This window comes from Streptomyces sp. NPDC001480, from assembly GCF_042894725.1.
Classification (GTDB): domain Bacteria; phylum Actinomycetota; class Actinomycetes; order Streptomycetales; family Streptomycetaceae; genus Streptomyces.
Genome location: NZ_JBIAVX010000002.1, coordinates 148916 through 174043, shown reverse-complemented (window position 1 = coordinate 174043; position 25128 = coordinate 148916). Strand labels below are relative to the sequence as shown.

Below are 25128 nucleotides of genomic sequence, written 5' to 3'. Positions count from 1 at the left end.
GGTCATGACGCTACTTGCTGAGTATAGAAAAGTAAACTCATGTCGGGTTAGAATCACCCCATGGATGCGAAGACCGAAGCTCTTCAGGACGCCGGCATGGACACCCGACTCGACCGGGACATGTCGAACTGCTCGATCGCCCGGACCCTCGAGGTCGTGGGGGAGAAGTGGACGATCCTCATCCTGCGCGAGGTCTGGTACGGCTCGTCCCGCTTCAGTGACTTCGAACGGGTCCTCGGCTGCCCCCGCAACCTTCTCGCTGCCCGGCTCCGGATGCTCGTCGAGGAAGGGATCCTGGCCACCGAGACCTACAAGGAGCCGGGTTCGCGGAGTCGGCCGAAGTACGTGATCACACCCAAGGGCGTGGACCTGGTCCCGGCCGTGATGGGACTCCTGCAGTGGGGTGACCGCTACCGCGCCGACCCGGAGGGCCCGGCCGTACTGACGCGACACCGCGGATGCGGTGCGCACGTCGATGCCCAGATCCGCTGCGAACGCGGCCACGTCGTGCAGGCGAAGGACATCGAGAGTGTCCCCGGCCCCGCATTTCGTCTGAGGCCCGCGGAGTGAGCTGAGCGCGGTGGCGGCAGGAGTCCGGGTGGGCTCAGTCCGCCGGGGTGCGCTCACTCCGTCTGGCTCGGGCCTGGTGGAGGCGGACTTTGGTGCGGTTGCCGCAGCGGGACATCGAGCACCAGCGGCGGTTGTGGGCGGGGGAGCGGTCCAGGAAGCGCAGGGCGCACGTGTCCGCGCCGCACACGCGTACGCGCCGGATCTCGGTCGACAGGAGCAGGTTTACGGCGTCCTGCGCGATCAGTGCCAGCGCGGTAGCGGGATCAGGTGCCATGGTCGTGGTGCTGGCGGGCTCCAAGTGGCCGCCTTTGATGGCGATTTGCGGCGCGGGCCGGGGCGCCTCCGCTGCCGATTCGTTGAGCAGCACGACGTCGCTGGAGGAGGGTAGCCGTCCGTCGGAGACCGCGAGTACGGCCCGGTCGACCGCCTCGCGCAGCCGTCGGCCCGATGCCAGGACGGCGGCATCCCCGCGATCCGGGATGCCCGGTGTGAGCAGTCCGGCCCGCTGAAGCCAGAGGGTGAGATCGCCCGGGTTCCGGAGCGTCTCCCCCGGCGTGGGTCGCCACCGGTGGCGGAGGGTGTTGGTGAAGTCCAGACAGACCCGCCCGCCGTCCCAGATCCACGTGTCGTCCGTTGCCACGCCTTCATTGTGCACGTTAGGTTTAACCCCCTAAGAGGGTTAGTTTGTGCCCGGGAGGCGCATCCATGGGACAGCCCACTGTGACCACAGGCGTGACGCAGGTGGACGGGGTCCGCCTGCACTACCTCCGAGCGGGATCCGGTCCTCTGCTCGTCCTGCTCCACGGCTGGCCGCAGACCTCCGACTGCTGGCAGCCGGTGCTGGCGGATCTTGCCGCCGACCACACAGTTGTGGCACCCGACCTGCGTGGCTACGGCCTGAGCGACAAGCCCTCGACCGGATACGACAAGCGGCGGATGGCCGCCGACATGGCGGGCCTCGTCGAAGCACTCGGCTTCGAGACGACTGCCGTCGTGGGTCACGACCGGGGCGCCCGGGTGGGGCACCGCTGGGCGCTGGACCGCCCCGAGCAGGTGGAACGGCTGGCTGTGCTCGACATCGTGCCGACCCGGGAGATGTTCCGCCGGCTGGACGCCTCGCTCGCCTCCGGGTACTGGCACTGGCTGTTCCAGATGCAGCCCGACCTTCCCGAGCGGCTCGTGGGGCACGACATACGCGGGTATCTCGAGTACTTCTTCGAGCGGTGGACCTACAACCGGCACGGGCTGACACCCGAAGCGGTCGACGGATATGTCCGCGCCTTCTCCCGCCCGGGTGCCATGCGCGCGAGTTTCGACGACTACCGCGCCATGGAGCAGGACGTCGCCCTCGACGACATCGACGCCGCCGAGGGCCGCCGCCTCACCATGCCGGTACTGGCGCTCTGGGGTTCCGCAGGGCTGCCCTCCCGCCTGCCGACGCTGGAGATCTGGCGCGCCTACGCGGACGACGTCACCGGAGCAGAAATCCCGGAGTGCGGCCACTTCATCCCGGAAGAGCAACCGGAGGCGCTGCTGGGCCATTTGCGGTCGTTCCTGGCCGACGAGGCGAGTCGGTGACCCTGCCACCGTGACGAGAGCGGCGCCCCTGCGGGTCCACAGTCTCACTGGCCGGCCGGGGCAAGTCGTCTGAGCAGCCTCCCGGACCGAGGGGCGGCCCAGTTGCCTCCGGTTGGGCCGCCACTCAGTCAGATCCTGGCCGAGACCGGGTCACCCGCCGAAGCGCCCCCCGCGGCCGCGCTGTCGGATAGACGCTGCCTGGGCATCCAGGTTCGGCGCGCGGTGAATCTCAGGAAGCCGCGACGTGGGCAGCGCGCAAGGAGACTTTGTCGATCTTCCCGACCGCGTTCTTCGCTATGGCCTCCACCACGAAGAAGTCGGTCGGACGCTTGAAGCCGGTGAGGCTGCGCGCACAGAGCTCCCGCAGCACCGTCAGATCGACGGTCATGCCTGGTCGCGGCTGTATGTAGGCCACGACCACCTCTCCCCACTTCTCGTCGGGCACGCCGATCACGGCGGCTTCGAGCACCGACGGGTCGCCTGTGAGGACGTCCTCGATTTCCTTGGGGTAGATGTTCTCCCCACCACGGATGATCATGTCCTTCGAGCGCCCGACCAGGGTCAGGTAGCCCTCGGCGTCGAGGTGACCCACATCGCCCGTGTGCAACCAGCCATCGACGATGACTCTGGCCGTTTCCTCAGGGCGGCCGAGATAGCCACGCATGACGTTGGGGCCCTTCACGAGGACCTCACCGTCCGTGCCCGGCCCTACCTCGGTACCTTCGGCGTCGACGATCCGAATGTCCTGGCCGGGGAAGGGAAGTCCCACGGTGCCGGCACGTCGCGGGCCCGCGACGGGGTTGACGGTGGACCCGCAGGTTCCTTCGGACAGGCCGTACCCCTCGACAAGAGGGAACCCGTACCGGACTTCGAACCGGTTCAGCAGCTCGGCGGAGGCAGGTGCGGCGCCACAGACTCCGAACCTCAGCGACGATGTGTCGGGCCGCACGTCGTCCGGGAGCGCAGCGAGCATGCCGTAGATAGTCGGCACGGCGCTGAAGAAGGTGGGGCGCTCCTGCTCGACGAGGTCGAAGAAGCTGTGTGGGTCGAACCGGCGGCCCGCGATGACGACGCTCGCCCCCGCGAGAAGAGGCGTGAGAATGCTGACCACGATGCCGTTGACGTGGAAGAGCGGCAGGATCAGCAGGCACCGGTCGGCGGGTCCGATGTCCAGGGACCGGCGGCCCATCTCCGTCATGGCGTCGATGTTGGCGTGGTCCAGCATCACGCCCTTGGGCATCCCGGTGGTGCCGCTGGTGTAAATGAGAAGAGCCAGCGCGGACGAGTCCACATGCGGTGCGTGATCCGATCTCGCCCCTTCCTTGTACAGTGTGCCGACGGCGAGTACGGCAGTTCCGTCCGTGACGGGCGCCTCGCGGTCTTCGACCACCAGCAGACGCGCACCGGAGTCCTTGACCTGTCGGTCCACCTCGACGTCGGTCATGCTCGGGTTGACCGGCGTGATGGTGGCGCCGATCCGCCAGGCGGCGAACAACAGCAGCACGAACTCGATGCGGTTCGTCAGCTTGAGGGCCACGACATCGCCGGGACCGATGCCGAGGTCCTGGAGCTGACGCGCTGCCGCACGGACGCGTTCCAGCAACTGAGCGTTGGTGAGTGACTGGCGCCCGTCCGAGACCGCTGCCCCATCGGGGTCGTGAGCGGCGCGGCGGTCGGGCAGTGAAGCGAAGTTCATGGCGGGCGTACCTGTCTCGGTGTTGTGCGGTCCGGTCAAGGAGTCGATGCCGGCGCGGGGTGCAACTGCCGGGTGAGGAACTCGACCTGGTCGCGGACCAGGGCCTCGAAGGTCTCGCCGGTGTAGAAGTCGAAGTGGCCGGCGTCGTACCTCTTGATCTCTCCCCGGGGTGCGGTGCGCGCGTACCTGAGGGTCTGGGCGGGAGGCGTGACGGAGTCGGTGTTGCTGACGCAGAAGAGGATCGGCATGGCGACCTTCTTCGCCGCACGCCCGGGCCGGTAGGTGGCGATGGTCGGAATGACCCGTGCCGCCACCTCGTTGCGGAACGTCGTCCCCACCGGTTGCAGCGCCTGATATCCGGGCAGGGCGTCCGGAGCGTTCATGAGGGCCGGCGAACCGGGGGCGGAGGCGATGGGAACCATCGCGGGTGCCTTGCCGCGCAGTCGGGCCGCCATGTCCCGAGCGACCACGGGGGTCATCCTGAGCGAGGCGACCGGGCCGAGCGCGAGCGCGGAGGCGAGACCATCGGTGAACGGGCACTGGGACACGGCCGCGCGCAGTTCGGGATGCCGAGAGGCGACGGTGATGGCGTGGCCTCCGCCGAAGGAGCTGCCCCACACCGCGACGCGGGAGCGGTCGACGTCGGGGCGGGCCTTGACGTAGGCGATGGCGGCGTCCCAGTCGGCGAGCTGACGCTTGATCGACAGGAGCTGGCGCGGGTGGCCGCCGCTGTCGCCGAAGTGCCGGTAGGTGAAGGCCACGGCGGCGATGCCGGCCTGGGCGAAACGCTCGGCGAAGGCGTCCAGGCGCATCTCGCGGGTGGCGCCGAGGCCGTGCCCGAGGATGACGACGGGCGGGGAGGTGACGCCGGTCGGGAGGTAGAGCCATCCGGCACAGGTGCTGTCGCCGGAGGGGAAGGTGATGTCGTGGCGGGTGAAGGAGTGCGCAGTGGTCATCGTCGGCTCACCGCCGCGTCGTCTTCGTCGAGCGGTGCCCGGGCACGCTGCCCGAGGCGAGCGCCTGGGCGTAGGTGTCCGGGTTGTAGAGCGGGAGCTCGCCGGTGGCGTCCGTCGTCTTCATGTAGTCGAGCATCAGTTCCTGACCGTCCTTCGACATGACTCTGGTGAAGAACTCGGCGCGTTCGACGTGGAGTCCGTCCTCCAGCGACATTGAGCCGCCGAAGTACACCGACCTTTTGGCGGCCGCGACCGACCCCTTCGACCGCCGGCCGAAGTGCTCCGCGAGTTCGACCGCCTGCGCGACGACCTTGTCCTGGGGTACGACCTTGTCGACCGCCCCGTTGGAGAGAGCCTCCGCGGGCGTGAAGGGCTTGCCTTCGAGGATCGCGGCCAGGGACCGGTGGGTGCCGATCAGGCGGGTCAGCCGCTGGGTGCCACCTCCGCCCGGGATGATGCCGAGGAGGATTTCGGGCTGGCCGATGAAGAAGTCCCCGTCGGCCATGACCCGCAGATCGCAGGCCCAGGCGAACTCGGCGCCGAGGCCGAGAGCCGAACCGTTGAGGGCGGCGACGAAGAGGACACCGCTGGCGTTCATCCGGAGGAAGGTCGTGTGCAGACGCTCCAGCTGGAGGGCCCCGCGCATCGGGGTCCTGCGCATCACGGCCCCGAGGAGACGGGACCGGTCCACGTGCTTGGCCATGCGTACGACGGCGGCGGCACCGCGTCGTCCGACCGTCGGGCTCGCGGCTCCCTCTTCCTGCAGCCACCGGACCGCGGCATGGCTGACGAACCGCTCGGGATGTGCCCCGGTGAAGACGACGGCACGGATGCTCGGATCGCGGTCGACCCGGTTCACCAGCTTGTCCAGCTGCTGGGCGATGTCGAGGCCGAACAACTGGTGCGGGCCGCCGTCGACCCGGACGACAAGGACGGCTCCGCGGTCCTCGATCTCCAGATGACCCTTGTCTTTGTATGGCATGGATTCTGCTCCCGTGCTGAGTTCATGGGGGAGTGCAAAGCGAGTGAGGGAGGGGCTGCCGGCGCCAGGAATCTGGGACAGTGCGTGAAAGCCCGTCCGGGGAGGCGCGCCAGTGTCCGAAACGGCACGTCGCTCGGAATGTGTACTATTGCCGTGACGAGTTACATAACCAAGTTATTTCAAGAGTGTCAATGGTGGAGGCGCGAGAGGCATGGCAGGGCGGCCGAAGCTCGATGACGCACCGGAGCGGCTGGTGCGAGCCGCTGTCGGTCTGTTGGCCGAACAGGGGCCATCGGCCATCAAGGCGCGTACGGTGGCGTCCGCGAGCGGGCTGTCGACGATGGTCGTCTACGGCCACTTCGGTGGGATCCCCGAGCTGATGCGCGCCGTAGCCGACCACGGCTTCAGGGAGCTCGGCGTGGCGTTCGCCCAGGTGCCGGTGACGGATGATCCGATCGCGGATCTCTTCGCCATGGCTTTGACCTGCCGCCGAGTGGCCCACGAGAACCCCCACCTGTACGACCTGATGTTCGGCCTGTCCACTCGTGCGACGTACCGGCCGCTGTCGGACGCGGACCTTCGCTTGAGCGGACATTCGCCGGCCTTCAGGGATGCCCACGTCCATATCACCGCGGCATGTCGACGGCTCGTGGACTCGGGCAGGGCCGAGCGGCAGGAACCTGAAGTCATAGCCGCCCAGTTGTGGAGTCTGGTCCACGGGTACATCACCCTTGAGCTGGCCGAGCACTTCGGCGAGTTCGAGGACCCCGTGAAGCAGGTGCTGCTGCCGATGGGCGTGAACTTCTCTGTCGGTCTGGGCGACGAGCGGGAACGGGCCGAAGCCTCGCACGAGGCGGGCGCGCGCCTTTACGACTCGATCGTTCAAGGTCGGTGAAAGTCGGTAGGGCAGGTCGCCGTCCCGCGCGGGACTGCCCGTGTGCGGCTAGGGCGACTTGGTCTCCGCGGCAGAGGTACCGGTGCCCGGCGTGAGCTGGTCATGCCTCCCCAGCGCCGTGACCTCCCGTTCGAGGGACGGAACGGCACGGGCCGCGAAGCGCCTTGTCCATGGCCAGGCCAGTGGCGAATTCAGCGCTGCCTTGGCCCAGTTGGCTACGACGACCGCGCGCGGGACGTACACGCGGCTGCGGCGGCGCACGAGCCCGTCGACGATCGCGGCAGCCGCACGGTCGGCACTCGTGGTGACATTGCCCGGGTAGGGAAGCCGGTTGCGCAGGCCCTGGAACGAGGGGAGGTCCGCCTCGGCCCCCCGGACGAGATCCGTGTCGATCCAGGAGGGGTGCACCAGGCCGACCGTGACGCCCAGGTGCGCCACCTCCTGGCGATAGGTCAGGGCGAGCAGCTCGGCCGCGGCCTTGCTGGCGCCATAGGAGGCCATCGCCGCCAGCGGCATGAAGGACAGCGCGGACGCCACAACCAGCACGTGTCCCCCGCTGCGCTCCAGATGGGGCGTCACGTACTTGAGGGTCCGGAAGACACCGTTCAGATTGATGTCCAGGACCCGCTCGAACGACGCCTCGTCCGTCTGTCGCACGGTCCCGTACGCCACGACGCCGGCATTGGCGACGACGAGATCGATGCCGCCCATGACCCTCGCAGCCTCGTCGATCGCTGACCGCAGGACGGCGCCGTCGCGCACATCGGCCTCACGCCAGAAAGCGGCGGGGCCCAGATCGCCGGCGAGGTCACGGAGCCGATCGGGCTCCAGTCCGATCAAGGTCACCTGAGCGCCTCGGGCGATGGCCAGGCGGGCCACCTTCTCGCCGATGCCGCGCGCCGCTCCGGTGACAACCAGCTTTCTGCCCAGCAAGTCACGTTTCATGGCGGCAACATAACTTCGTTATTTAATGAGCGCAAGATGTCGCGTGTATGAACTGTCGTCGCTCGCAGAACCCAACGGCGATCTGGCGGTTCACGTCGGAGCCGCAGGGCAGTGGCACTCTGCTGAGCGAAAGGATGCAGATGGGGCCGGCCCGTTCGGGCCTCTCCTTCGCCATCGATCGCATGCCGGAGAAGAAGCAGAAGATCGTCTTCGTGCGCATGCGGGAGTTCGAGGCCAACATGACCATCACCCTCGAAGAGATCAAGAAGCTGGCCGAGAGGGCCGAGCCCGCGGGCGAGGCGAGGCTCTGATGCGTACTTCCATCACGATCGAAGCTTCCGGGAGTGACTGGCGGGAGATCGTCGCCTATGTCACCGAGGCGGAGAAGCTCGGTCTCGACATCTGCTGGGTGGCGGAGGCGTGGGCTCCGAGGCCCCCTCGCCGTTGGGCTACCTCGCGGCGAAGACCGAGCGCATGCTCCTCGGATCCGGAATCATCCAACTCGGCACCCGCACGCCGATGGCCATCGCCCGCGCCGCGATCACACTGTCGCAGATCTTCCAGGGGCGCTTCCTTCTCGGACTGGGCCCCTCCGGGCCGCAGGTGATCGAGGGACTGCACGGCGTGCCCTTCGCCCGGCCGCTGGTGCGGATGCGGGAGACCGTCGAGATCGTGCGGGAGGCCGCCGCGGGCGGCAAAGTCTCCTGCTCAGGACAGGAGTTCCGGATTCCACTGCCGGGCGCGGAGGCGAAGCCCATGCGTCTGTCGATGTGTGCCGAGCATGACATTCCGGTCTACCTCGCCACTCTCTCGCCGAAGATGCTGCACCTGACCGGTGAGATCGCCGATGGGTGGCTGGGCACCAGTTTCGTGCCCGAGGGCGCCAAGGAGGCGTACTTCGACCACCTGGACCAGGGCCTGGCCACCGCCGGTCGCGCCCGTGCCGACCTCGACATCTGCCAAGGTGCCGAGGTCGCCTTCGCGGACGACGAGGACGCGCTGCGCGCGATGGTGGCCGGACGCAAGAAGGAACTGGCCTTCAGCCTCGGCGGCATGGGTTCCGCGACCACGAACTACTACAACAACGCCTACAGCCGCCAGGGTTGGGCCGAGGTGGCGGCCGAAGTCCGGACACGTTGGCAGGCTGGGGACCGGTACGGCGCGGCCGGCTTGGTCACCGACGAAATGGTCCTGGCGACCACTCTGATCGGAACCGAGTCCATGGTGCGCCAGCGGCTGCGTGTGTGGCGCGACGCCGGTGTGGACACCGTACGTTTTTGTCCGGCCGGAGAGACCCTCGACGCTCGGCTCACCACTCTCGGCCGGGCCATCGACCTGGTCCGTGACATCGAGGACGAGGCGGCACGGTAGCGGCACGGCCGGGTGCGGTCGAGGAGTGCTGTTGCAGGCGTTGGTCGACGTCAACCTTGCGCGCTGACGCCGTCCGCCGCCAGGCCCGACATCAGCAGGGTGATCGTGTGGAACGTCCTGGCCAGGGCGTCCTCCCGGTCCGCCGCGGCGGCGATGATCTGGTTGCCCTCGCACAGGACGGCCAACAGCACCCGGGCGACGGTGGCGACCGGAACGTCCGGTTCCACGTCACCGCGTTCGGCCAGGACGGTCAAGAGCCGTTCGATCGGCGGCTGGGCCACCGTGTCGTTGATGTGCCGGTACTGCTCCACCAGCACTGAGGGCGCCTGGGCCATCAGCTCTCGATGAAGGGGATCGTCGATGGTCCGCCGCAAGAAGGCGTGCGTGAGGTTCGACACGGCGGTCAAGGCAGGCTCGCCCGGTGTCGCACGGATCGCCTCGGACGCCGCGTCGGCGAGCGCTCCGACCCGCTGGAGCAGCTCCGTGTAGAGCTCGGCGAACATCGCCTTCTTGTCCGAGAAGTGGTGGTAGAAGGTGCCCTTGCTCACTTGCGCCGCCGCGGTGATGGCCTCGACCGACGTGTCCGCGAACCCGTTGTCGACGAAGAGTGTGCGCGCGGCCGCCACCAGGTCCGCCCGGGTCTGCTCCGCATATAGCTGTCGTCGGTTTGGCCCTCTCATGTTGACCATCGTATATTCAATGACCTGAAGTCAGTGAATGACTCGTGGTCGGTCAGTGGTCGTCGTGACAGTGCCCTCTGGAAGGCAGACGTAGCCGTGGGAAAGCGCAGAATCTTGTTGCTGGGTGCGACGGGGTACACGGGGCGGCGAGTTCTCAGGGAACTGCTCGCACGAGGTGAGAAGCCGACCTTGGTCGGGCGAAGCCGAACGAAGATGCTGACCCTGGCCGAACGCTTCGAGGCGGCACTGCCGGTGGCAGAAGTGGACCTCACCTCTTCCACCCATCTCACGCGCCTTCTGGGCCCCAGCGATGTGGTCGTCTCCACGGTCGGGCCGTTCATGCAGCTGGGCATGGCCACGGTCACGGCTGCCGCGCGGGCGGGAGCGCGCTACTTCGACTCCACGGGGGAGGGCCCCTTCGCCCGCCGGGTCCTCCTTGAGCTGGACTCCGTCGCGGTCGCCCGGGGAGCGACTCTCGTGCCCGCGTTCGGCTACGACTACGTGCCCGGCAATCTCGCCGGCGCCCTGGCCCTGGAACGGGCGGGCGAGCGCGCATGCCATGTCGAGATCGGCTACTTCATCACCCGTTCGGGACGCGGGAGTGAGCTGCATTACCGGAGCACCCTGCGCGACTCCTGGGACCTGACCACGGGTGGCACGCGCCAGACGCTGGTCGCCGCGGCGGCCGAGGACGGGTTCGCCTACCGCTCCCCACGCCCTGGAGCCCCTTCCCGACTGGTCGACGAGCGGGCCGCCAAGCGTTTCCTCACCTTCCGCTACGCCGGTGTGCGACGCCCGGCCACGACCGTCCCGGGCACGGAGCATCTCGGCCTGCCCGAGGTCTTCCCTCAGTTGGAGAGCGTCGAGGTGGGGATGGGCTGGCTCGGGCGGTGGACGCGTCCGGTACAGATCGCCGCCATGCTCCAGGCGCCCTTGCTGAGGTCGGCGAAGGTGCGGGCTGCTTTGACGCGGTGGTCCGGGAGTCTCCCGGGAGCACATCGTGAGCCGGACACCGACGGCCGTTCCCTGGTGATCGCGGTCGCCCGCGACGGCCAGGGGCGTCCCCTGGCCACGACGGCCCTCACCGGACCTGATCCCTACGAGATGACGGGCTCCCTCCTGGCGTGGGGCGCAGTCCATGCGGCGGCGCCGGATGCCGTCCTCAAGCCCGGTGTGCACGGTCCGGTCGCGGCCTTCGGGCTCGACACCCTCAGGCTCGGTGCCGCCGAGGCGGGAGTACACGAAGTCGACGGGGCGTTGTCCCGTCGGTGATCGCTGCGTGGGCATGGATCACGGCACCGGGGCGTTGAACCACAGCGACTGAGTTGATGAACAGGTTGTGCGATCGGGAGCGAGTCGGCCACTGACGTGGAGTCGACCGTCCCAGTGGAAAGGAAAGGTCCATGGACGAGCAGGGTGAGCACTTCGACGTCGTCGTACTCGGCGCGGGCCCAGGTGGGTACGTGGCCGCCATCAGGGCCGCCCAACTGGGCAAGCGCGTAGCGGTCGTCGAGGAGAGGTACTGGGGCGGCGTCTGCCTGAACGTGGGCTGCATCCCCACCAAGGCCCTGCTGCGCAACGCCGAACTGGCGCACGTCTTCACGCGCGAGGCGAAGACCTTCGGCATCAAGGTCGACGGTGAGGTCTCCTTCGACTACGGGGAGGCATTCCGCCGTAGTCGGAAGGTCGCGGACGGCCGGGTCAAGGGCGTCCATTACCTGATGAAGAAGAACAAGATCACGGAAGTCGCCGGCCGCGGTACGTTCCTCGACCCGCACACGCTTGTGGTCGCCGACCACGACGGCAATTCCCGCACCATAGGCTTCGACCACTGCATCATCGCCACGGGCGCCACCCCGAAGCTGCTACCCGGCACCAAGCGCAGCGCGCGCGTGGTGACGTACGAGGAGCAGATCCTCGCGGAGGACCTCCCGCAGTCGATCGTCATCGCGGGTGCCGGCGCCATCGGCATCGAGTTCGCGTACGTCCTGCACAACTACGGTGTGCAGGTCACGATCGTGGAGTTCCTGGACCGAGTCGCTCCCCTCGAGGACGCCGAGGTTTCCGCCGTACTCGCCAAGCAGTACCGAAAGTTGGGCATCGACGTACTCACCTCGACCCGTGTCGAGTCGATCGATGATACCGGGCAGCAGGTCCGCGTCACGGTCACCGGAAAGGACGGTGCCCGCCAGGTCCTGGAGGCGGACAAGGTCCTCCAAGCGATCGGCTTCGCCCCGAACGTGACCGGGTACGGCCTGGAGAACACCGGCGTCAAGGTCACGGAGCGCGGCGCCATCGATGTGGACGAGCGCTGCCGTACGTCCGTTCCGCACATCTACGCCATCGGTGACGTCACCGCGAAGCTCATGCTCGCGCACGCCGCTGAGGCGATGGGAGTGGTCGCCGCTGAGACGCTCTCAGGCGCGGAGACCATGGAGCTGGACTACGTCATGATCCCGCGCACCACCTTCTGCCAGCCGCAGATCGCCAGCTTCGGCTACACCGAGGAACAGGCGAGGGAGCAGGGTTTCGACGTCCAGGTGGCCCGGTTCCCGTTCACCGCGAACGCCAAGGCTCATGGCCTGGGTGATGCGACCGGCTTCGTGAAGCTCATCAGTGACGCCAAGTACGGCGAGCTCATAGGCGCTCACCTCATCGGCCCGGACGTCACCGAGCTGCTCCCCGAACTGACGCTGGCCCAGCAGTGGGACCTCACCGTCCATGAGGTCGCCCGCAACGTCCACGCCCACCCCACCCTCGGCGAGGCGGTCAAGGAAGCCGTCCACGGCCTCGCGGGCCACATGATCAACATGTAGCAGGGCGCTGCCCCCTCGAAAGGAACAGGTCGATGCCGGCGAGCGCGTTGTCATACACGTTGCGGTGACGCAGCTCCGCGCCCTTGGGGCGGCCGGTGGTGCCGGACATGTAGAGGACCACCGCTGTGTGGTCTTCGTCGCGTTCGACCGTCCGGAACGTCACGGGCTGCTCGGCTACGACCGAGGTGGAGAACTCCGGCGTCTCGTCCCCGGACCACGGCGCGCCGCCGCTCTCGATCAGGAAGGACTCGGTGCAGTCCGCTCTCTCCCGGAATCTTCCAGTCGGTCTTCCCGATCGGCAGCTCCGGGGTGCCCTCGAAGGCGAAGTACGCCCTTCGCGTCGGAGTCGGTGAGGTGGTAGGCGACCTCGCGGCCCTGCAACAGCACGTTCAGCGGCACGACCGCGGCGCCGGCCTTGAGGATGCCGAAGTAGATGCTGGAGAATCGGGGCAGGACAGCGCGACCTTGTCCCCGGGCTGGATCCCGCGCGAGACGAGCAGGTTCGCCTCCCGGTTGGCCGCGGCGTCGAGGGCCTCGTACGTGATGCGGTCGTCGCCGAAGACGATCGCGGTGCGTTCCGGGTAGCGGGACGCGGAATCCGTCAGCAGTCGTGACGCGTTGCGGCTCAAGCTGTGCATCGTCGTTCTTCGGGGTCTTCGGGCGGGTGGTCAGGGTCCAGTGGTGAGGGTCTGGACGAAGGCCGGAGGCGGCACGAAGCCGTCCACTTCCCGGCCCAGCAGGGCGGCGAACTCGATGGTGGTGAGATCGCCCCCGCTCGGGCCCATGGCCTGCAGACCGATGGGCAGTCCGCTCCTGCCTCGGCGCACCGGGATGGTTGTCGCCGGCCCCCCGGAGACGTTGGCGACGGCGCTCCACTTGACCTGGTCCCAGTAAGGGCGTCGCACACCTTCGACTTCGAATGGCCGCCCGAACCAGTCGATCAGCTTGTTGTGGTGGGCGGGGGCGGCCGTCGGGGTGACCGGCATGAGCACGATGTCGAAGTCCTGGAAGAACTCGAACCATCGCTGCCGGATCTCATTGCGCACCATGTGGGCCTGCAGCCAGTGATAGTGGGACTGGAAGGTTCCGAGCAGGGCGGGACCGGCGTCACCCCGCGGGTGCTGGACGAACCGGGCCAGCACTGCGGCGCTGGAGGCAGGAGCGAGGCCGGTGCGGTCGCCCGCGCCGAAGAGCAGGGGCTGGAAGGCCTTCCTGTGATTCGTCGCGATGTCGACAGGGAGGCTGGCGGGCTGGACCGTGATCTTCGCGCCGGCCGCCCGCAGCACAGTGACTGCATCGTCCACGGCTGCCGCGACGTCGCTGTCGACCGGACACGCGGGATCCTCACCCCAGACGGCGACCCGGAAGTCGGCGAGCTTGGTTGCGCGCGGTGGTGCGAGTGTGTAGCTGAAACCGGCGTCGTAGTCGGCGGACCCGACCGTTGCCCGCAGGATCGGGACGAGGTCACGGGCGTCGCGGACCTGCGCGCCGCCGCAGCCCATGTCGGCCTCGGTCCATCGTCCCGGGCCCGGGCCATAGGGCACATGCCCGATGAGGGGTATCGACCGCCAGGTCGACTTGTGCCCGTACAGGCCGTTGAAGTGGGACGGGATCCTGGTCGATCCGCCGATTTCCGAGCCGAAGTCGAACGCCGTGAGGCCCGCGGCGGTGGCGACGGCGCCGCCCCCGGCGGATCCGCCCGAGGTGCGGGTCGTGTCCCACGGGTTCGATGAAGGACCGAACACCGGGTTGTCGGCCTGGACGTCCTGGTTGCCCGGAGGCATGTTGCTCTTCCCCATGATCACGGCACCGGCCGAACGCAGCCGCTTGACCGCCTCGGCGTCCTGGTCGGGCACGTAGTCCTTGAGGTCTGTTCGCCCGCAGACGGTGCGCATCCCGGCTGTCTCGAAGCTGTCCTTGACCGTGATCGGCACACCGTGCAGAGGACCGAGGTCTCGCCCGGCAGCCCGCGCGGCGTCCGCTTCCCCGGCCTCGCGACGGGCCCGCTCGGGGTCAAGGGTCACCACCGCGTTCAACGCGGTGTTATGGGTGGCGATCCGCTCAAGATAGAGCTCGACGAGTTCCCGGCTCGAGATCTCACCCGCGGCCAGCGCACGTGACTGCTCCACTGCGGGCTGGAAGGGGACGTCACTCACGGCATGCCTCATCTCTGACTCTGACGGCGCCATCAAATGTGAGTCATAATATTACATTTGACATACTATAGGCTCGGGATGACGTGCAAGGCAATGGCCCTGCGGAATGAACGGAGGATTCTGGGGCGTCAGAGGATCCTGTGGGATCAAAGGACGACCTCGTCGTCAACGCCGTCGCGGAGGAGCTACGACGCAGGCGGCGCGGTAGGGCACTCTGCTGCCCGGCTGCCCGGCTGCCCGGCTGCCCGGCTGCCCGGGACTCGAGGATCTCGTTCGCGGCTATCTGTCGCCCGAGCACCGGGACCAGCGCGGCGTCGGATGTCCCTCCGCCGCCCTGCTCGACTAGGTCGGCCGCTGCGAAGGCCTGGGTCGCTGCAGCTGTCCCGCGCCGCCTTCGACTCGAAGCTCGCCGATGAGGTCCTCGAGAAGGGCATCGAGAACGCCCTCGCGTTCATCTACTGAGCAGTGTGGGATCAGGCCGGATCGACGAATATGTCGAGCGCGAGATCACCTTCGAAGTCGGCAGGGCTGTAGACGGACAGGTCGGTGACGCCCTCGTCCGACAGGACCTCGTCGTCGATGAACAGGTTGGCGGTGCACTTCCGCGCGTCACGCGTGAGGATGGCGTACGCGGCGTCAGCCATGATCCGCGGACTACGGGCTTGTCCGGCGCCGCCGACCACGTTGCGCACGGCAGCCGTGTCGATCAGGGTCCGCGGCCACAACGAGTTGGCGGCGATGCCGTCGGCGGCGAGCTCCTCGGCGAGCCCGATGGTGCACAGACTCATGCCGTACTTCGACAGGGTGTAACCGAGATGCTTCCCCACCCAGTGCGGCGCGAGGTTCAACGGCGGGGAGAGCGTGAGGATGTGTGGGTTGCCCGCCTTGCGCAGGTGCGGGATGGCAGCCTTGCTCAGCAGGAACGTGCCGCGCGTGTTGATGTCCTGCATCAGGTCGTACCGCTTCATCTCCAGCTGCTCCGACGACGACAGGTCGATCGCGCTGGCGTTGTTCACCACGATGTCGATGCCACCGAAGGCGCTGACCGCCGCGTCGACAGCGGTGCGCACATTGTCCTCGTCGCGGACGTCACCGACGACGGCCAGCCCCTTGCCGCCCGCGCGCTCAATCTCGTCAACGGCGGTGTGGACCGTGCCTTCGAGCTTCGGATGCGGCACGGCGGTCTTGGCGAGCATCACCACGTTCGCACCGTCGCGGGCCGCGCGCAGAGCGATGGCGAGTCCGATGCCGCGGCTGCCTCCCGACATCAGGATGGTCTTGTCGGCCAGCGTCTGTGTCATGGTCGAACCTTCAAAATAGATTGCCGAGCTAATGATACGTGATGCTAATGGTATCTTCCCCGTATGACTTCCACTCCCACACGCCAGATCGACCGGCTCTACCACGAGCTCCTCGCCCCCAAAGAGACACAGTCCGTTCGCGCTGCCGTGCGCCGGATCGCAGAGCACGAAGTGGCTCCGCACGCCGTGGCGATCGCGGGGGGCGACGAGCGCACGGACGGCTTTCCCCGGCATGTGTTTGACGGGCTTGCGTCGGCGGGCGTCTTCCGGATCCCCTTCCCCAGCGAGGTCGGCGGCGACGGTCTGACCCACCCGGCGAGCGCCACCGCCGCGGCCATCGAGGAACTGGCCTACTACTCCAGCAGCGTCGCGGCCGTCTTCGACGTGCACTGCATCCTGGCGGGCAACGCCCTGCGGCAGGGCACCGAGGAGCAGCAGCAGCGATGGCTGCGAAAGGTCGCGGAGGGCTCAGTGGTCGGCGCGTTCGCCACCACCGAGCCCAACGCCTCAAGTGACCTGTCCCCGCAGGCGGTTCAGACCGAGGCGATACGCACCGAGGCCGGCTGGGTGCTGAACGGCCACAAGCGGTGGATCTCCAACTCGCCCGTCGCCGGGTTCGTGGTGGTTCTCGCCCGCACCGGCACCCGGCTGAGCATGTTCATCGTCGACACGGCACTTCCCGGAGTGGAAGTCGGCCTTCCCGACCGCAAGATGGGCAACCGCGGCCAGCTCACCGCAGACATCCGCTTCACGGATGTGCACCTGACCGACGACGACCTCCTCGGTGGCGCCGAGGGACACGGACTGCGCCACGCGCTGTCCACTCTGACCTACGGCCGGATCGGCATCGCGGCTGCCGGGGTCGGCATGGCGCAGGCCGCCTTCGACCACACCGTGGCCCACCTGTCGACGCGACACGCCTTCGGCAAGCCGGTGGCCGCCAACCAGCACTGGCAGTTCCTCCTCGCCGAACGGGCCACCGAGATCGAGAACGCCCGCACCCTCTACACCAAGGCCGCCCTGCGCCTGGACGCGGGCAACCCGTCCCCGGAGCCCGAGGCCGCGATGGCGAAGTACTACGCCACCAAGCTGTCGGTGGACATGGCGCGCGACGCCGTCCAGGCCTTCGGAGGCCTCGGCTTCGCGCGCGAACTGGGTGCCGACGGCAGCTCCGGCCCCGTCGAGGCGATCTACCGGGACAGCAAGATCGGCGAGATCTATGAGGGCACCAACGAGATCCAGAAGTGGGTCATAGCCCGGCAGATCTTCGGTCGGGCCATCGTCGGCTGACCACCCAGGATGCACCGCCCGTAAGCCGGCGGACGGTGGGGAATCCCGCCGGCCTGCAGCGGTCCTGGCGCCTCGGGCCTTCTCGTACGATGGACAGGACCATACGTACGACTAACCATGGGCGGGATAAACGATGTCCGAGGCTCCGCTGGTACCGGGGACAGTGGCCGAACACACCATCTGCCTGCTGGTCAAACTCGGGCAGGTGGCGTTCAGGATCGCCGAGGACGGCATCGGCGGGACCGGCCTGCGAGTGCGGCATTACAGCGTCCTGCAGGCTTTGGCGGACAACGGTGCCATGCCGCAACTGGCACTTGGCTCGTTCCTGCGCATCGACCCCGCGACGATGGTGACGAGTCTCGACGACCTGGAGCGCGCCGGATACGCGGAGCGGACACGAGATCCGCAGGATCGTCGCCGCTACGCCGTGGACATCACCGCCGAAGGGCGCAAGGTCCTGGCTGGCCTCAACCGCACACTCGTCGATCTCGACGGTGAAATCCTCGCAGACCTGGGCGCCACGGAACGACAGTCGCTTCACGTCCTGCTGGACAGTCTCGCGGGAAGTCCCGCTCTGACCTCCCTGTTCGACACCGTCCGGGAGCAGAACGGTGGGAAACGGGCTTAACAGCTCTAGGGGATCGCCCCGGAGCATAGCGCTATGCCCCGGTTCTGGCGAAGTCGGCTTGCTGGGCCGTATGCCCTCCGGCGGTCTTCGGCGGCTTCATTGTGGTGGGCAGGGTGCGCATAGGCCATGCGTCAATTGGGTCGAGCATGGGGCAGCACCCGAGTCGCTGACCGTGATCGAGGTGCACGTTCCCGGCAGGTTCGTCACCGCGTTCGCCGAGAGGTCTGTGTGGTGGTGCTCGGAGGGTTGGGCGACCGGGCTCCACGAAAAGTGCGCCGGTAGGCAAGTGGGGAGACGCCGATGGCGGCGTGCAGGTGTTCTCGTAGTGACGTGCCGCCGGCGAAGCCGACCTGGCCGGCGATCTCGTCCACCGGGAGGTCAGTGGTTTCCAGGAGGTGCCGTGCGCGCTCGACGCGCTGTTGGATCAGCCACCGTCCCGGGCTCATGCCTACCTCTTCGGTGAAACGGCGGGCGAAGGCGCGCAGGCTCATGTGGGAGCGCTCGGCGAGGTCCGCCAGGGTCATCGGCGCGTGGAGGTTCTCCAGCGCCCAATGACGCACGGTGGCCGTCCCTCTGGCCTTGGTTTCCGGCACCGGGTGCCGTACTGTGCCTGCCCGCCGTCGCGCCACGGGGGGCGACGCACATGCGGGCCACCTGGTTGGCGACTTCGCTGCCGTGGTCCTTGCGGATGATGTCCAGGCAGACTACGGCGAGCACGACGCCGTCCTCGTCGCCCCACCCTTCACCACCGACACCACCCGCGAGTGCTCGCCTGGGTGGAGAAGACCGGAGCCGGGCCTCACGGAGATCTATGTCACGCACGGCCACGGCGACCACTGGCTCGGGGCTCCCGTCCTGCTCGAACGGTGCCCTGGCGCCGCTGTCCGTGCGACATCCGGGACCAAGGCCCACATGGTAGGCCCGGCCACTCGGGGGTCCCGTGCAGAGGTCTGGGACGCGCTGTTCCCTGGCCGGATCCCGACAACCCCCTTCGAGGTGCGGGCTCTCGGGCAGAACTGCTCTCCAGAGGTTCATCGAGTGGTCCGAAGCTCATGTGTGGGCGGAACTGCGTCAACTACTCCGTGACGCGACTGGACGCCAGGGTGACCTGGACTGGTCGCGGCACGCCATCGACGCCGTGAACATGCGAGCAAGCAAGAGAGAGCGCAGACGGCGCTGAATCGTCCCATTTCTGCCAAAATGATCCGGAAATCGGCTCGGTCGGCACCGCTGGGTGGTCGAGAGAACGGTGTCCTGGCTGGCTGCCGGTGCCTCCACCGCCGCTACGAGCGCACGGCCGAACGCTTTCTCGTCTTCGTTGGTATCGCCTCCGCCCTCAAGGGCTACCGTCGACTGGTCGCCCAGTTCAGGGCCTGAGCCGGTTCTGCTGCACCTCGAAACAGACCAGCCCCATCGAGTTCGCCAGGTCTGGCGCCTACGTCGACGCTTCCTCGGCCATGCTCCAGCTCATCCCGAAGTAGATGACCTGGCCACTTGTATTGCCGATCAGAGGACCGCTTGACCAGGGCGAGGTCTTTTCCTCGTCCTCGGTGAGGTCGCGCCACCGGTCATGAGGCGCGGCGACGTAGGCAGCGATGCGTTCGGACGGAGGCGCCTCAACCTCACCGTCGTCCGTGACGCCCAAGGCCCGGGCGCCGCGCTGGAACGTCGGTTGCCCGACCATGTCCAACGGCTGGTGTCCACGAAGCTGCGCATGCTGACGCGAACGGTACGGCTTGCCGTCCAGCACAGCTTCTCGCCTCGCAGGGACACGGCGATGTGGCTGCCGCGTCCACATCAAGGCTGTCGCCGCCGAAGATCCCTGTACCCGCTATGGCGACACACGCCTCATGACCTGCGCTGTACCAAAGTGCCAACCATCTCGCTGTTCTGCGGCTCCGGCCGCTGAAGCTACTTGGCATCAGTGCAGGTCGCGAACGTGGGCTGGTGCCAACTAGCGAGCCCGGTCACACTGCACGTGCGACCACAGATTTCAGTTGTCACAAACCGGGGATAGTCGGCACCAAGATCACCGACTGTTCTCAGGGCCCTCTGCGGCACGGCTTCAGCGACCAAGGAGGGCGTGAAACAGCGATGTGCTCGGGGTGCTCACACGGCCACGACTGATTGCGTCAATGTCCACAGCAAATCGTCAGGCACCTGGTCTTCACCCCAGTTCAGGGCCCTACGTTCGGCGCGATGCTGTTGGCTGTAGGTGTCGAGATGTGCCGCGACGGCCCGGCGTCGACCAGCTCGGCGCCGGAGGTCGACTCCGTCGCCCTGACATAGGCCCTGGAATGGCGGGAAGTGTTGGCGAGCCGCCTGGAGACTCACAGGTCAGCGCCTCGCCGGCTCAGGTCGAGCGCAGTCACACGATCACCATCCCGGTGCCAGAGCAACACGCGTAGGAGTCCCGCCGCGTCATCCACCGCCGTAAGACCTCACAGTTACGAACTGGCTTCCATCAGCACGAGCGCTCGATGGACTGCTCGGACCAGATCGTTTTGCGGTTCAGGCCATGGCGGCAGCCCCAGCGTCCGGCGAGTTGGGCGACGAGGAACAGGCCCCGGCCTCCCTCGTCCGTGGTCTGGGTGCGGCGCATGCGAGGCTGGGTGCTGCTGGAGTCGGTGACCTCGCAGACCAGAACGTTGTGGCGGATCAGCCGCAGCTCCGCCGGTGCACGGCCGTGGCGAATCGCGTTGGTGACCAGTTCGCTCACGATGACTTCGGTGGTGAAGAGCAGGTCGTCCAGCCCCCACGTGGTGAGTTGGCGGGCCGTCCATCCCCTCGCCTTGGACACGGCGGCAGGATCCGCCGGGATCTCCCAGTGAGCGATGTCCTCCACAGGCACGGCGTGCGTGCGTGCCAACAGCAGCGTGGCGTCGTCGCGCGGCTCGGCGTCCACCAGGTCGGCGAGGAGGGTCCGGCCGGTTTCATCGAGGGCGCGGTCCGGGCGGCACATGGCGGCGAGCATGTCCGTCAGGCGTCGGAGTCCTTCGTCGCTGCCGGCTTCACCATGTTCGACCAGGCCGTCGGTGTAGAGCGCGAGGACACTGGCCGGTTCCAGGTCGATGGTCGTGGTTTCGTACGGCATGCCGCTGAGGGCGAGCGGTGGCCCCGGTGAGATCCCGATGGGCTCGGTGGTCCCATCGGGCCGCACCAGTACGGACGGCGGGTGCCCGGCACTGGCCATGGCGCAGCGGCGGGTGACGGGGTCGTAGACCGCGTACAGGCACGTCGCGCCGACGATGTCGTGGTCGCCCGGTGGGGCCTCGGCCGCGAGGCGTTGGACCAGATCCGCGATCCGGGTGAGCAGCTCGTCCGGTTCGAGTTCGATGTCCGCGAGCGTCTGGATGGTGGCGCGCAGGCGGCCCATGGTGGCGCTGGCGGCCATGCCGTGGCCGACCACGTCCCCGGCGACAAGGGCCAGCCGCAGGGAGGGCAGAGCGATGGCGTCGTACCAGTCGCCGCTGATTTCCGCTCCGCCGCCTGCGGGCCGGTAGACGCCGGCGGTCTGGGCTGCCGGGGTTTCGGTCGTGGCCGGAGGAAGAAGCCGCTGCTGCAGTGCTACTGCCGCCCGGTGCTCGCGGGTGTAGCGGCGGGCGTTGTCGATGGCGAGTGCTCCCCGCGAGGCGATCTGCGTCATGAGATCCGCCTCGTCCTCGGTGAACTGGCCGGATCGGCCGCAGCGCCATACCGATATGGCGCCGAGAGTGAGACCGCGGGCGTGCAACGGGTCGATGTATAGGGCCGCGACCCCGGTGGGGCGTCCTCGGGCATCCTCCAGACGGAAGGCGGACAGCGACAGGGCGCGCCGCCGCGCCGGATCGTGCCGCCAGGTTACGTGCTGTTCCCTGCGTACCACCGGTGCCCCCGTCTCGAGCACATGCAGGAGCACTGCCTCGAGCTCCTCGGCGTCCTCGGCGCACAGCACGTCGTACAGCCGAGTGCCGGGCTGTACGTGACCGCCGTCGGGAGTGTCCGGTATCGCGTTCGTCTGCAACGTGGCCAGTTCCGTGTCATGCAGAGCGATCGTGATCCGGTGTTGCAAGGACAGCGCGCGCAGTAGCGCCGCGCCGTGCTCGTGGGCGGCCACGTCGTCTGCAGGGGCCGCCAGGACGAGGAACTCCGTGGCGGCTTCCACTGCCGAGATCCGGAAGGTGACGTCGACGGTGTCGCCGGACCGGCGCCGCAGCCGTACCTGGCCGGAGGTCGGCCAATCCGCGACGCTGCGCAGCTCGCCTGGGAGTCCGGCCACCAGCTCCTGCACCGGGCGGCCGCAGACCTCTTCGGCGGCGAACCCGGTCAGGTCGCTGGCCGTTCCGGTCCACCGCAGCACCGCGCCCCGGTCGTCGAGCACGGCGGCTGCCACGCCGTCGAAGACGTGCGGTCTGCCGACTGGGCCCTTGGGGCAAAGGCGTCCTGTCTTTCGGAGATCGCCTTCGGAGGCGCCGAAAGCTTCGTGGCTCATCTCTCATTCACACTCTCATTGTGGGGCTGCGGTGACGGAGGGGCGCCATGCCCATGTAGCTCTGTTCTGCGGCTCAGTGATCACGGCTTGGTGGTCCCGGAAGGCCGAGCCCCGCTCCTCACCGGGCAAGGGCCTTGGGGAGCAGATCCTGTTCGGCCCAGACGACCTTGCCGTCCGTCGCGGAACGGGAGCCCCACCTCCGGGACAGCTGCGCGACCAGATAGAGGCCGCGGCCGTTCTCGTCGAGGGTGCGGGGATGACGGGGACGTGGGTGGCCGGTGTTGGTGTCGAAGACTTCACAGGTCAGGACCTGGTGCTGGATGAGTCGCAGGCGGCTCGGGCCGTCGCCGTGGTGGATGGCGTTGGTGACCAGTTCACTGATGATCTGTTCCACCGGGCTCACGAGATGCTCCAGTCCCCATTCCCTGAGCTGACGGGTGGCCAGGTGCCGGGCAGTGCAGACGGCGGCCGGTTCGTTCGGCAGTTCCCAGGAGGCGATCTGGGTCGGATCGAGTGCACGAGTGCGCGCCAGGAGCAAGGTGACATCGTCGGGCTGTGCCTGGGTCGGCAGGGTCTCGATCACCTGTGAGCAGAGCTCGTGGAGCGATGAACCGGGGTGTGCCAGGGCAGCGCCCAGGCGGTTCATGCCGACGTCGAGGTCGTGGTCACGGGACTCGACCAGGCCGTCGGAGTAGAGCGCGAGCATACTTCCCTCGGGCAGTTGGACTTCCACGGCTTCGAAGGGCACGAGGCCGAGGCCGAGGCCGAGGGGGGTTCCGGCGGGCAGGTCGGGTATGGTGACCCGGCCCCTCGGGTCGACGATCAAGGGCGGTGGGTGTCCTGCCCGGGCTATGGTGCACCGCCGGGTGACGGGGTCGTAGACGGCGTAGAGACAGGTGGCGCCCACCACCTCGGGGACTTCGTCGGAGACGTCAGCGTCTTCGTCGTTCAGCCGCCGGACCGTGTCGTCGAGGTGCGCCAGCAGTTCGTCGGGGGGCAGGTCCAGGTCCGCGAGTGTGCGCACGGCGGTGCGGAGCCGGCCCATGGTCGCCGCGGCTTTGATGCCGTGTCCGACCACGTCACCGACGACGAGGGCGACCCGCGCACCGGACAGCTCGATCACGTCGAACCAGTCTCCTCCCACGCCGTGATCCATGTCGGCCGGCACGTAGCGCGAGGCGACCTCGACTGCGCCCCCGCCTCGCACCCGGTGGGGGAGGAGGTCGCGTTGCAGCGTGAGGGCGGCGGAGCGTTCGCGCGCGTACCGGAGTGCGTTGTCCAGACTGAGCGCGGCTCGGGTGACGAGTTCCTCGGCCAGGAGAAGGTCGTCCTCCTGGAAGGGTGCCTGTTCACTGGAGCGGCCGAACAGCGCCAGTCCCAGCACGCAGCGTCGCGCGCGGATGGGTACGACCATCAAGGAATGGACGCCGCTGTCACGCACGTTCTGCGCCCGCGCCGGGTCGTGGTGGACCCACGGGCCGAGATGGGCCTCCATGTCCAGCACCGGTACCAGGTGGGACCTTCCCGTGCGCAGCACGTCGGCGAAGGGCGAAGCCGGGTGGACGTGGATCAACTCCTCGCGCACCCAGGGAAGTTCCAAGACGCCCAGCTCGACAGAGGCCAGACCGGCACGGCGCAGCGCAGGAGGGCGGCCGTTCCCCGTGCCGGTCCGTGCCGAGGGTTCCAGGGCGAACGGAACCGACTCCACAAGGTCGACGAGGGCATGGTCGGCCAGCAGGGGCACGGTAAGGTCGGCCAGTTCCTGCCCGGTCTGCATGACGTCGAGGGTGCTGCCGATGCGCGTGCTGGCTTCGCTCAGGATGGCAAGGCGCTCGCGTGCCCGTCGGTTGCTGGTGACGTCCACGCTCATGGAGCACACCCCCATTGGCTCGCCCTCCGCGTCCTGGAGGCAGAAGAACGAGGCCGAGAACACGTGCTCCCGCCGCCGAGCGGTCGGCGGCCACGCCCGGTACTCGTGGACCATGGTGGTGCCGCTCTCCAGCACCTGCTGCATCACCACCTCGAGCGCTTCGGCCTCAAAACCCGGGAGCGAATCCTTCAGGCGGGAACCGAATCGTCGGTCACGGGGAACGCCGTCGTAGAGCTCCATGGCGTCGTTCACCCAGGTGCAGCGCAGCTGGGGGTCACGGACGACGATGCCGATCGGCGTGTGGGCAAGGAGCGATTCCCGCAACGGCCCATGGGCTGTCCCCGAGGACAGGGTGCCGATGTCGGTCACGGACACCAGCCACCGAGTGCCGGCGTCCTGTCCTCGCAGCAGCGAGACACGCAGGGTCATCTTGAGCACGTGACCGTCGCGGTGGCGGACGGCCACGGGCCCGGACCAGCCGCCGCGGGCCCGGCACTGCTCGCCGTGCACCGAAGCGCGCACGCCGTCCTCGGCCGACGCCAACACCTGTGCGGCGGACCGGCCCACCACCTCGCGGGCCGAGTACCCCACGAGCTGCTCGGCGGCCTGCGTCCATCCGACCACCGTTCCGATGGCATCGACTATCGCTATGGCAGCGTCGGGTGTCTCCCGGGCCCTCACCTGCCCGGCGAGCGGCATGTGGTCAATGTTCGTCATGCGGTTCCTCCTGTCGCAGACCTCGTTGCCGACGGAGCCGGCGGAGCGGGCCGTCGACGCGACATGTCGGTTTCGGGCTATTTGCCCACTTCTGATGAAATAATCAGACACGAGGGACCGCTCGTCAAGACTTACTCAGTAGTGACGAATCGATCAGTTGCGTTCGGTCGAGACAGTGTAATGATGGATTAATCAGAACTGTCGGA

Annotated in this window: 21 protein-coding genes and 2 pseudogenes; 9 read left to right on the top strand and 14 right to left on the bottom strand. The window is 68.0% G+C overall.

Annotation, left to right across the window (positions count from 1 at the left end):
• Positions 1–96: 96 nt before the first annotated feature.
• On the top strand, positions 97–570 hold the full coding sequence (locus tag ACFY01_RS04640; RefSeq protein ID WP_390734651.1) for a winged helix-turn-helix transcriptional regulator: 474 nt from the start codon (positions 97–99) through the stop codon (positions 568–570).
• Between the two features lie 34 nt (positions 571–604).
• On the opposite strand, the gene ACFY01_RS04635 is transcribed toward ACFY01_RS04640, so the two are convergent.
• Positions 605–1210: a CGNR zinc finger domain-containing protein gene (locus tag ACFY01_RS04635; protein ID WP_390734187.1), complete on the bottom strand. Its 606-nt coding sequence runs from the start codon at positions 1208–1210 to the stop codon at positions 605–607.
• Between the two features lie 65 nt (positions 1211–1275).
• Between ACFY01_RS04635 and ACFY01_RS04630 the strand changes: the two genes are divergently transcribed.
• The gene (locus ACFY01_RS04630) at positions 1276–2148 is read left to right on the top strand and encodes an alpha/beta fold hydrolase (RefSeq protein ID WP_123103891.1); all 873 of its coding nucleotides are present in this window, start codon (positions 1276–1278) and stop codon (positions 2146–2148) included.
• Positions 2149–2377: 229 nt separating this feature from the next.
• Here the strand turns inward: ACFY01_RS04630 and ACFY01_RS04625 are convergent, their stop codons facing one another.
• From ACFY01_RS04625 to ACFY01_RS04615, 3 genes are read right to left on the bottom strand one after another with little or no spacing between them, the layout of a single operon-like run.
• Positions 2378–3844 (bottom strand): class I adenylate-forming enzyme family protein, encoded by a 1467-nt coding sequence (locus ACFY01_RS04625; RefSeq protein ID WP_390734186.1) that lies wholly within the window; start codon positions 3842–3844, stop codon positions 2378–2380.
• Positions 3845–3879: 35 nt separating this feature from the next.
• The gene (locus tag ACFY01_RS04620) at positions 3880–4800 is read right to left on the bottom strand and encodes an alpha/beta hydrolase (RefSeq protein ID WP_390734185.1); all 921 of its coding nucleotides are present in this window, start codon (positions 4798–4800) and stop codon (positions 3880–3882) included.
• A gap of 7 nt (positions 4801–4807) precedes the next feature.
• Positions 4808–5782, bottom strand: coding sequence for an enoyl-CoA hydratase/isomerase family protein (locus tag ACFY01_RS04615; protein ID WP_390734184.1), 975 nt, complete (start codon positions 5780–5782; stop codon positions 4808–4810).
• 211 nt (positions 5783–5993) lie between these two features.
• Here ACFY01_RS04615 and ACFY01_RS04610 point away from each other — a divergent pair, with 211 nt between their 5' ends.
• A complete protein-coding gene (locus tag ACFY01_RS04610) occupies positions 5994–6677 on the top strand; it encodes a TetR/AcrR family transcriptional regulator (protein ID WP_390734183.1) in 684 nt (227 codons plus the stop codon).
• A 48-nt stretch (positions 6678–6725) separates the two neighbouring features.
• Here the strand turns inward: ACFY01_RS04610 and ACFY01_RS04605 are convergent, their stop codons facing one another.
• The gene (locus tag ACFY01_RS04605; protein WP_390734182.1) at positions 6726–7622 is read right to left on the bottom strand and encodes an SDR family oxidoreductase; all 897 of its coding nucleotides are present in this window, start codon (positions 7620–7622) and stop codon (positions 6726–6728) included.
• A gap of 140 nt (positions 7623–7762) precedes the next feature.
• Between ACFY01_RS04605 and ACFY01_RS04600 the strand changes: the two genes are divergently transcribed.
• Positions 7763–7933: a hypothetical protein gene (locus ACFY01_RS04600; RefSeq protein WP_390734181.1), complete on the top strand. Its 171-nt coding sequence runs from the start codon at positions 7763–7765 to the stop codon at positions 7931–7933.
• Positions 7933–8993: pseudogene (locus tag ACFY01_RS04595) on the top strand (LLM class flavin-dependent oxidoreductase). The gene ACFY01_RS04600 and the pseudogene ACFY01_RS04595 overlap by 1 nt, the downstream one beginning before the upstream one ends.
• 50 nt (positions 8994–9043) lie before the next feature.
• Here the strand turns inward: ACFY01_RS04595 and ACFY01_RS04590 are convergent.
• A complete protein-coding gene (locus ACFY01_RS04590) occupies positions 9044–9673 on the bottom strand; it encodes a TetR/AcrR family transcriptional regulator (RefSeq protein ID WP_390734180.1) in 630 nt (209 codons plus the stop codon).
• Positions 9674–9706: 33 nt separating this feature from the next.
• Here ACFY01_RS04590 and ACFY01_RS04585 point away from each other — a divergent pair, with 33 nt between their 5' ends.
• Together ACFY01_RS04585 and lpdA are read left to right on the top strand one after the other, a co-directional pair.
• The gene (locus ACFY01_RS04585) at positions 9707–10945 is read left to right on the top strand and encodes a saccharopine dehydrogenase NADP-binding domain-containing protein (RefSeq protein WP_390734179.1); all 1239 of its coding nucleotides are present in this window, start codon (positions 9707–9709) and stop codon (positions 10943–10945) included.
• Positions 10946–11076: 131 nt separating this feature from the next.
• Positions 11077–12489 carry a dihydrolipoyl dehydrogenase gene (gene lpdA, locus ACFY01_RS04580; protein WP_390734178.1) on the top strand — a complete coding sequence of 471 codons (1413 nt, stop codon included), beginning with the start codon at positions 11077–11079 and terminating at the stop codon, positions 12487–12489.
• On the opposite strand, the gene ACFY01_RS04575 is transcribed toward lpdA, so the two are convergent.
• The 4 genes from ACFY01_RS04575 to ACFY01_RS04560 form a co-directional block, all read right to left on the bottom strand.
• Entirely contained in the window at positions 12479–12652 is a 174-nt protein-coding gene (locus ACFY01_RS04575; protein WP_390734177.1) for an AMP-binding protein, read from the bottom strand. The genes lpdA and ACFY01_RS04575 overlap by 11 nt on opposite strands.
• 226 nt (positions 12653–12878) lie before the next feature.
• On the bottom strand, positions 12879–13118 hold the full coding sequence (locus tag ACFY01_RS04570) for an AMP-binding protein (protein WP_390734176.1): 240 nt from the start codon (positions 13116–13118) through the stop codon (positions 12879–12881).
• A 39-nt stretch (positions 13119–13157) separates the two neighbouring features.
• Entirely contained in the window at positions 13158–14645 is a 1488-nt protein-coding gene (locus tag ACFY01_RS04565; RefSeq protein ID WP_390734175.1) for an amidase, read from the bottom strand.
• 473 nt (positions 14646–15118) lie between these two features.
• The gene (locus ACFY01_RS04560) at positions 15119–15946 is read right to left on the bottom strand and encodes an SDR family oxidoreductase (protein WP_390734174.1); all 828 of its coding nucleotides are present in this window, start codon (positions 15944–15946) and stop codon (positions 15119–15121) included.
• Between the two features lie 63 nt (positions 15947–16009).
• Here ACFY01_RS04560 and ACFY01_RS04555 point away from each other — a divergent pair, with 63 nt between their 5' ends.
• Together ACFY01_RS04555 and ACFY01_RS04550 are read left to right on the top strand one after the other, a co-directional pair.
• Complete coding sequence (locus ACFY01_RS04555) at positions 16010–17236, top strand: acyl-CoA dehydrogenase family protein (protein ID WP_390734173.1); 1227 nt, start codon at positions 16010–16012, stop codon at positions 17234–17236.
• 163 nt (positions 17237–17399) lie between these two features.
• A complete protein-coding gene (locus ACFY01_RS04550) occupies positions 17400–17864 on the top strand; it encodes a MarR family winged helix-turn-helix transcriptional regulator (RefSeq protein WP_390734172.1) in 465 nt (154 codons plus the stop codon).
• A gap of 203 nt (positions 17865–18067) precedes the next feature.
• Here the strand turns inward: ACFY01_RS04550 and ACFY01_RS04545 are convergent.
• The 4 genes and pseudogenes from ACFY01_RS04545 to ACFY01_RS04530 form a co-directional block, all read right to left on the bottom strand.
• Positions 18068–18569: pseudogene (locus ACFY01_RS04545) on the bottom strand (GlxA family transcriptional regulator); the annotation flags it as partial.
• Between the two features lie 730 nt (positions 18570–19299).
• Positions 19300–19614, bottom strand: a complete 315-nt coding sequence (locus ACFY01_RS04540) for a hypothetical protein (protein WP_390734171.1) — start codon at positions 19612–19614, stop codon at positions 19300–19302.
• A gap of 714 nt (positions 19615–20328) precedes the next feature.
• Positions 20329–22236, bottom strand: a complete 1908-nt coding sequence (locus tag ACFY01_RS04535) for a SpoIIE family protein phosphatase (RefSeq protein WP_390734170.1) — start codon at positions 22234–22236, stop codon at positions 20329–20331.
• 217 nt (positions 22237–22453) lie between these two features.
• The gene (locus tag ACFY01_RS04530) at positions 22454–24922 is read right to left on the bottom strand and encodes a SpoIIE family protein phosphatase (RefSeq protein ID WP_390734169.1); all 2469 of its coding nucleotides are present in this window, start codon (positions 24920–24922) and stop codon (positions 22454–22456) included.
• Positions 24923–25128 lie beyond the last annotated feature (206 nt).

What these genes read in the sequence shown, in the direction of transcription:
- ACFY01_RS04555 (WP_390734173.1), top strand. Translation starts at nt 16,010, where the DNA reads ATGACTTCCACTCCCACACGCCAGATCGACCGGCTCTACCACGAGCTC.
- ACFY01_RS04610 (WP_390734183.1), top strand. Translation starts at nt 5,994, where the DNA reads ATGGCAGGGCGGCCGAAGCTCGATGACGCACCGGAGCGGCTGGTGCGA.
- lpdA (WP_390734178.1), top strand. Translation starts at nt 11,077, where the DNA reads ATGGACGAGCAGGGTGAGCACTTCGACGTCGTCGTACTCGGCGCGGGC.
- ACFY01_RS04640 (WP_390734651.1), top strand. Translation starts at nt 97, where the DNA reads ATGGACACCCGACTCGACCGGGACATGTCGAACTGCTCGATCGCCCGG.
- ACFY01_RS04620 (WP_390734185.1), bottom strand. Translation starts at nt 4,800, where the DNA reads ATGACCACTGCGCACTCCTTCACCCGCCACGACATCACCTTCCCCTCC.
- ACFY01_RS04625 (WP_390734186.1), bottom strand. Translation starts at nt 3,844, where the DNA reads ATGAACTTCGCTTCACTGCCCGACCGCCGCGCCGCTCACGACCCCGAT.
- ACFY01_RS04605 (WP_390734182.1), bottom strand. Translation starts at nt 7,622, where the DNA reads ATGAAACGTGACTTGCTGGGCAGAAAGCTGGTTGTCACCGGAGCGGCG.
- ACFY01_RS04560 (WP_390734174.1), bottom strand. Translation starts at nt 15,946, where the DNA reads ATGACACAGACGCTGGCCGACAAGACCATCCTGATGTCGGGAGGCAGC.
- ACFY01_RS04530 (WP_390734169.1), bottom strand. Translation starts at nt 24,922, where the DNA reads ATGACGAACATTGACCACATGCCGCTCGCCGGGCAGGTGAGGGCCCGG.
- ACFY01_RS04590 (WP_390734180.1), bottom strand. Translation starts at nt 9,673, where the DNA reads ATGAGAGGGCCAAACCGACGACAGCTATATGCGGAGCAGACCCGGGCG.
- ACFY01_RS04600 (WP_390734181.1), top strand. Translation starts at nt 7,763, where the DNA reads ATGGGGCCGGCCCGTTCGGGCCTCTCCTTCGCCATCGATCGCATGCCG.
- ACFY01_RS04630 (WP_123103891.1), top strand. Translation starts at nt 1,276, where the DNA reads ATGGGACAGCCCACTGTGACCACAGGCGTGACGCAGGTGGACGGGGTC.
- ACFY01_RS04615 (WP_390734184.1), bottom strand. Translation starts at nt 5,782, where the DNA reads ATGCCATACAAAGACAAGGGTCATCTGGAGATCGAGGACCGCGGAGCC.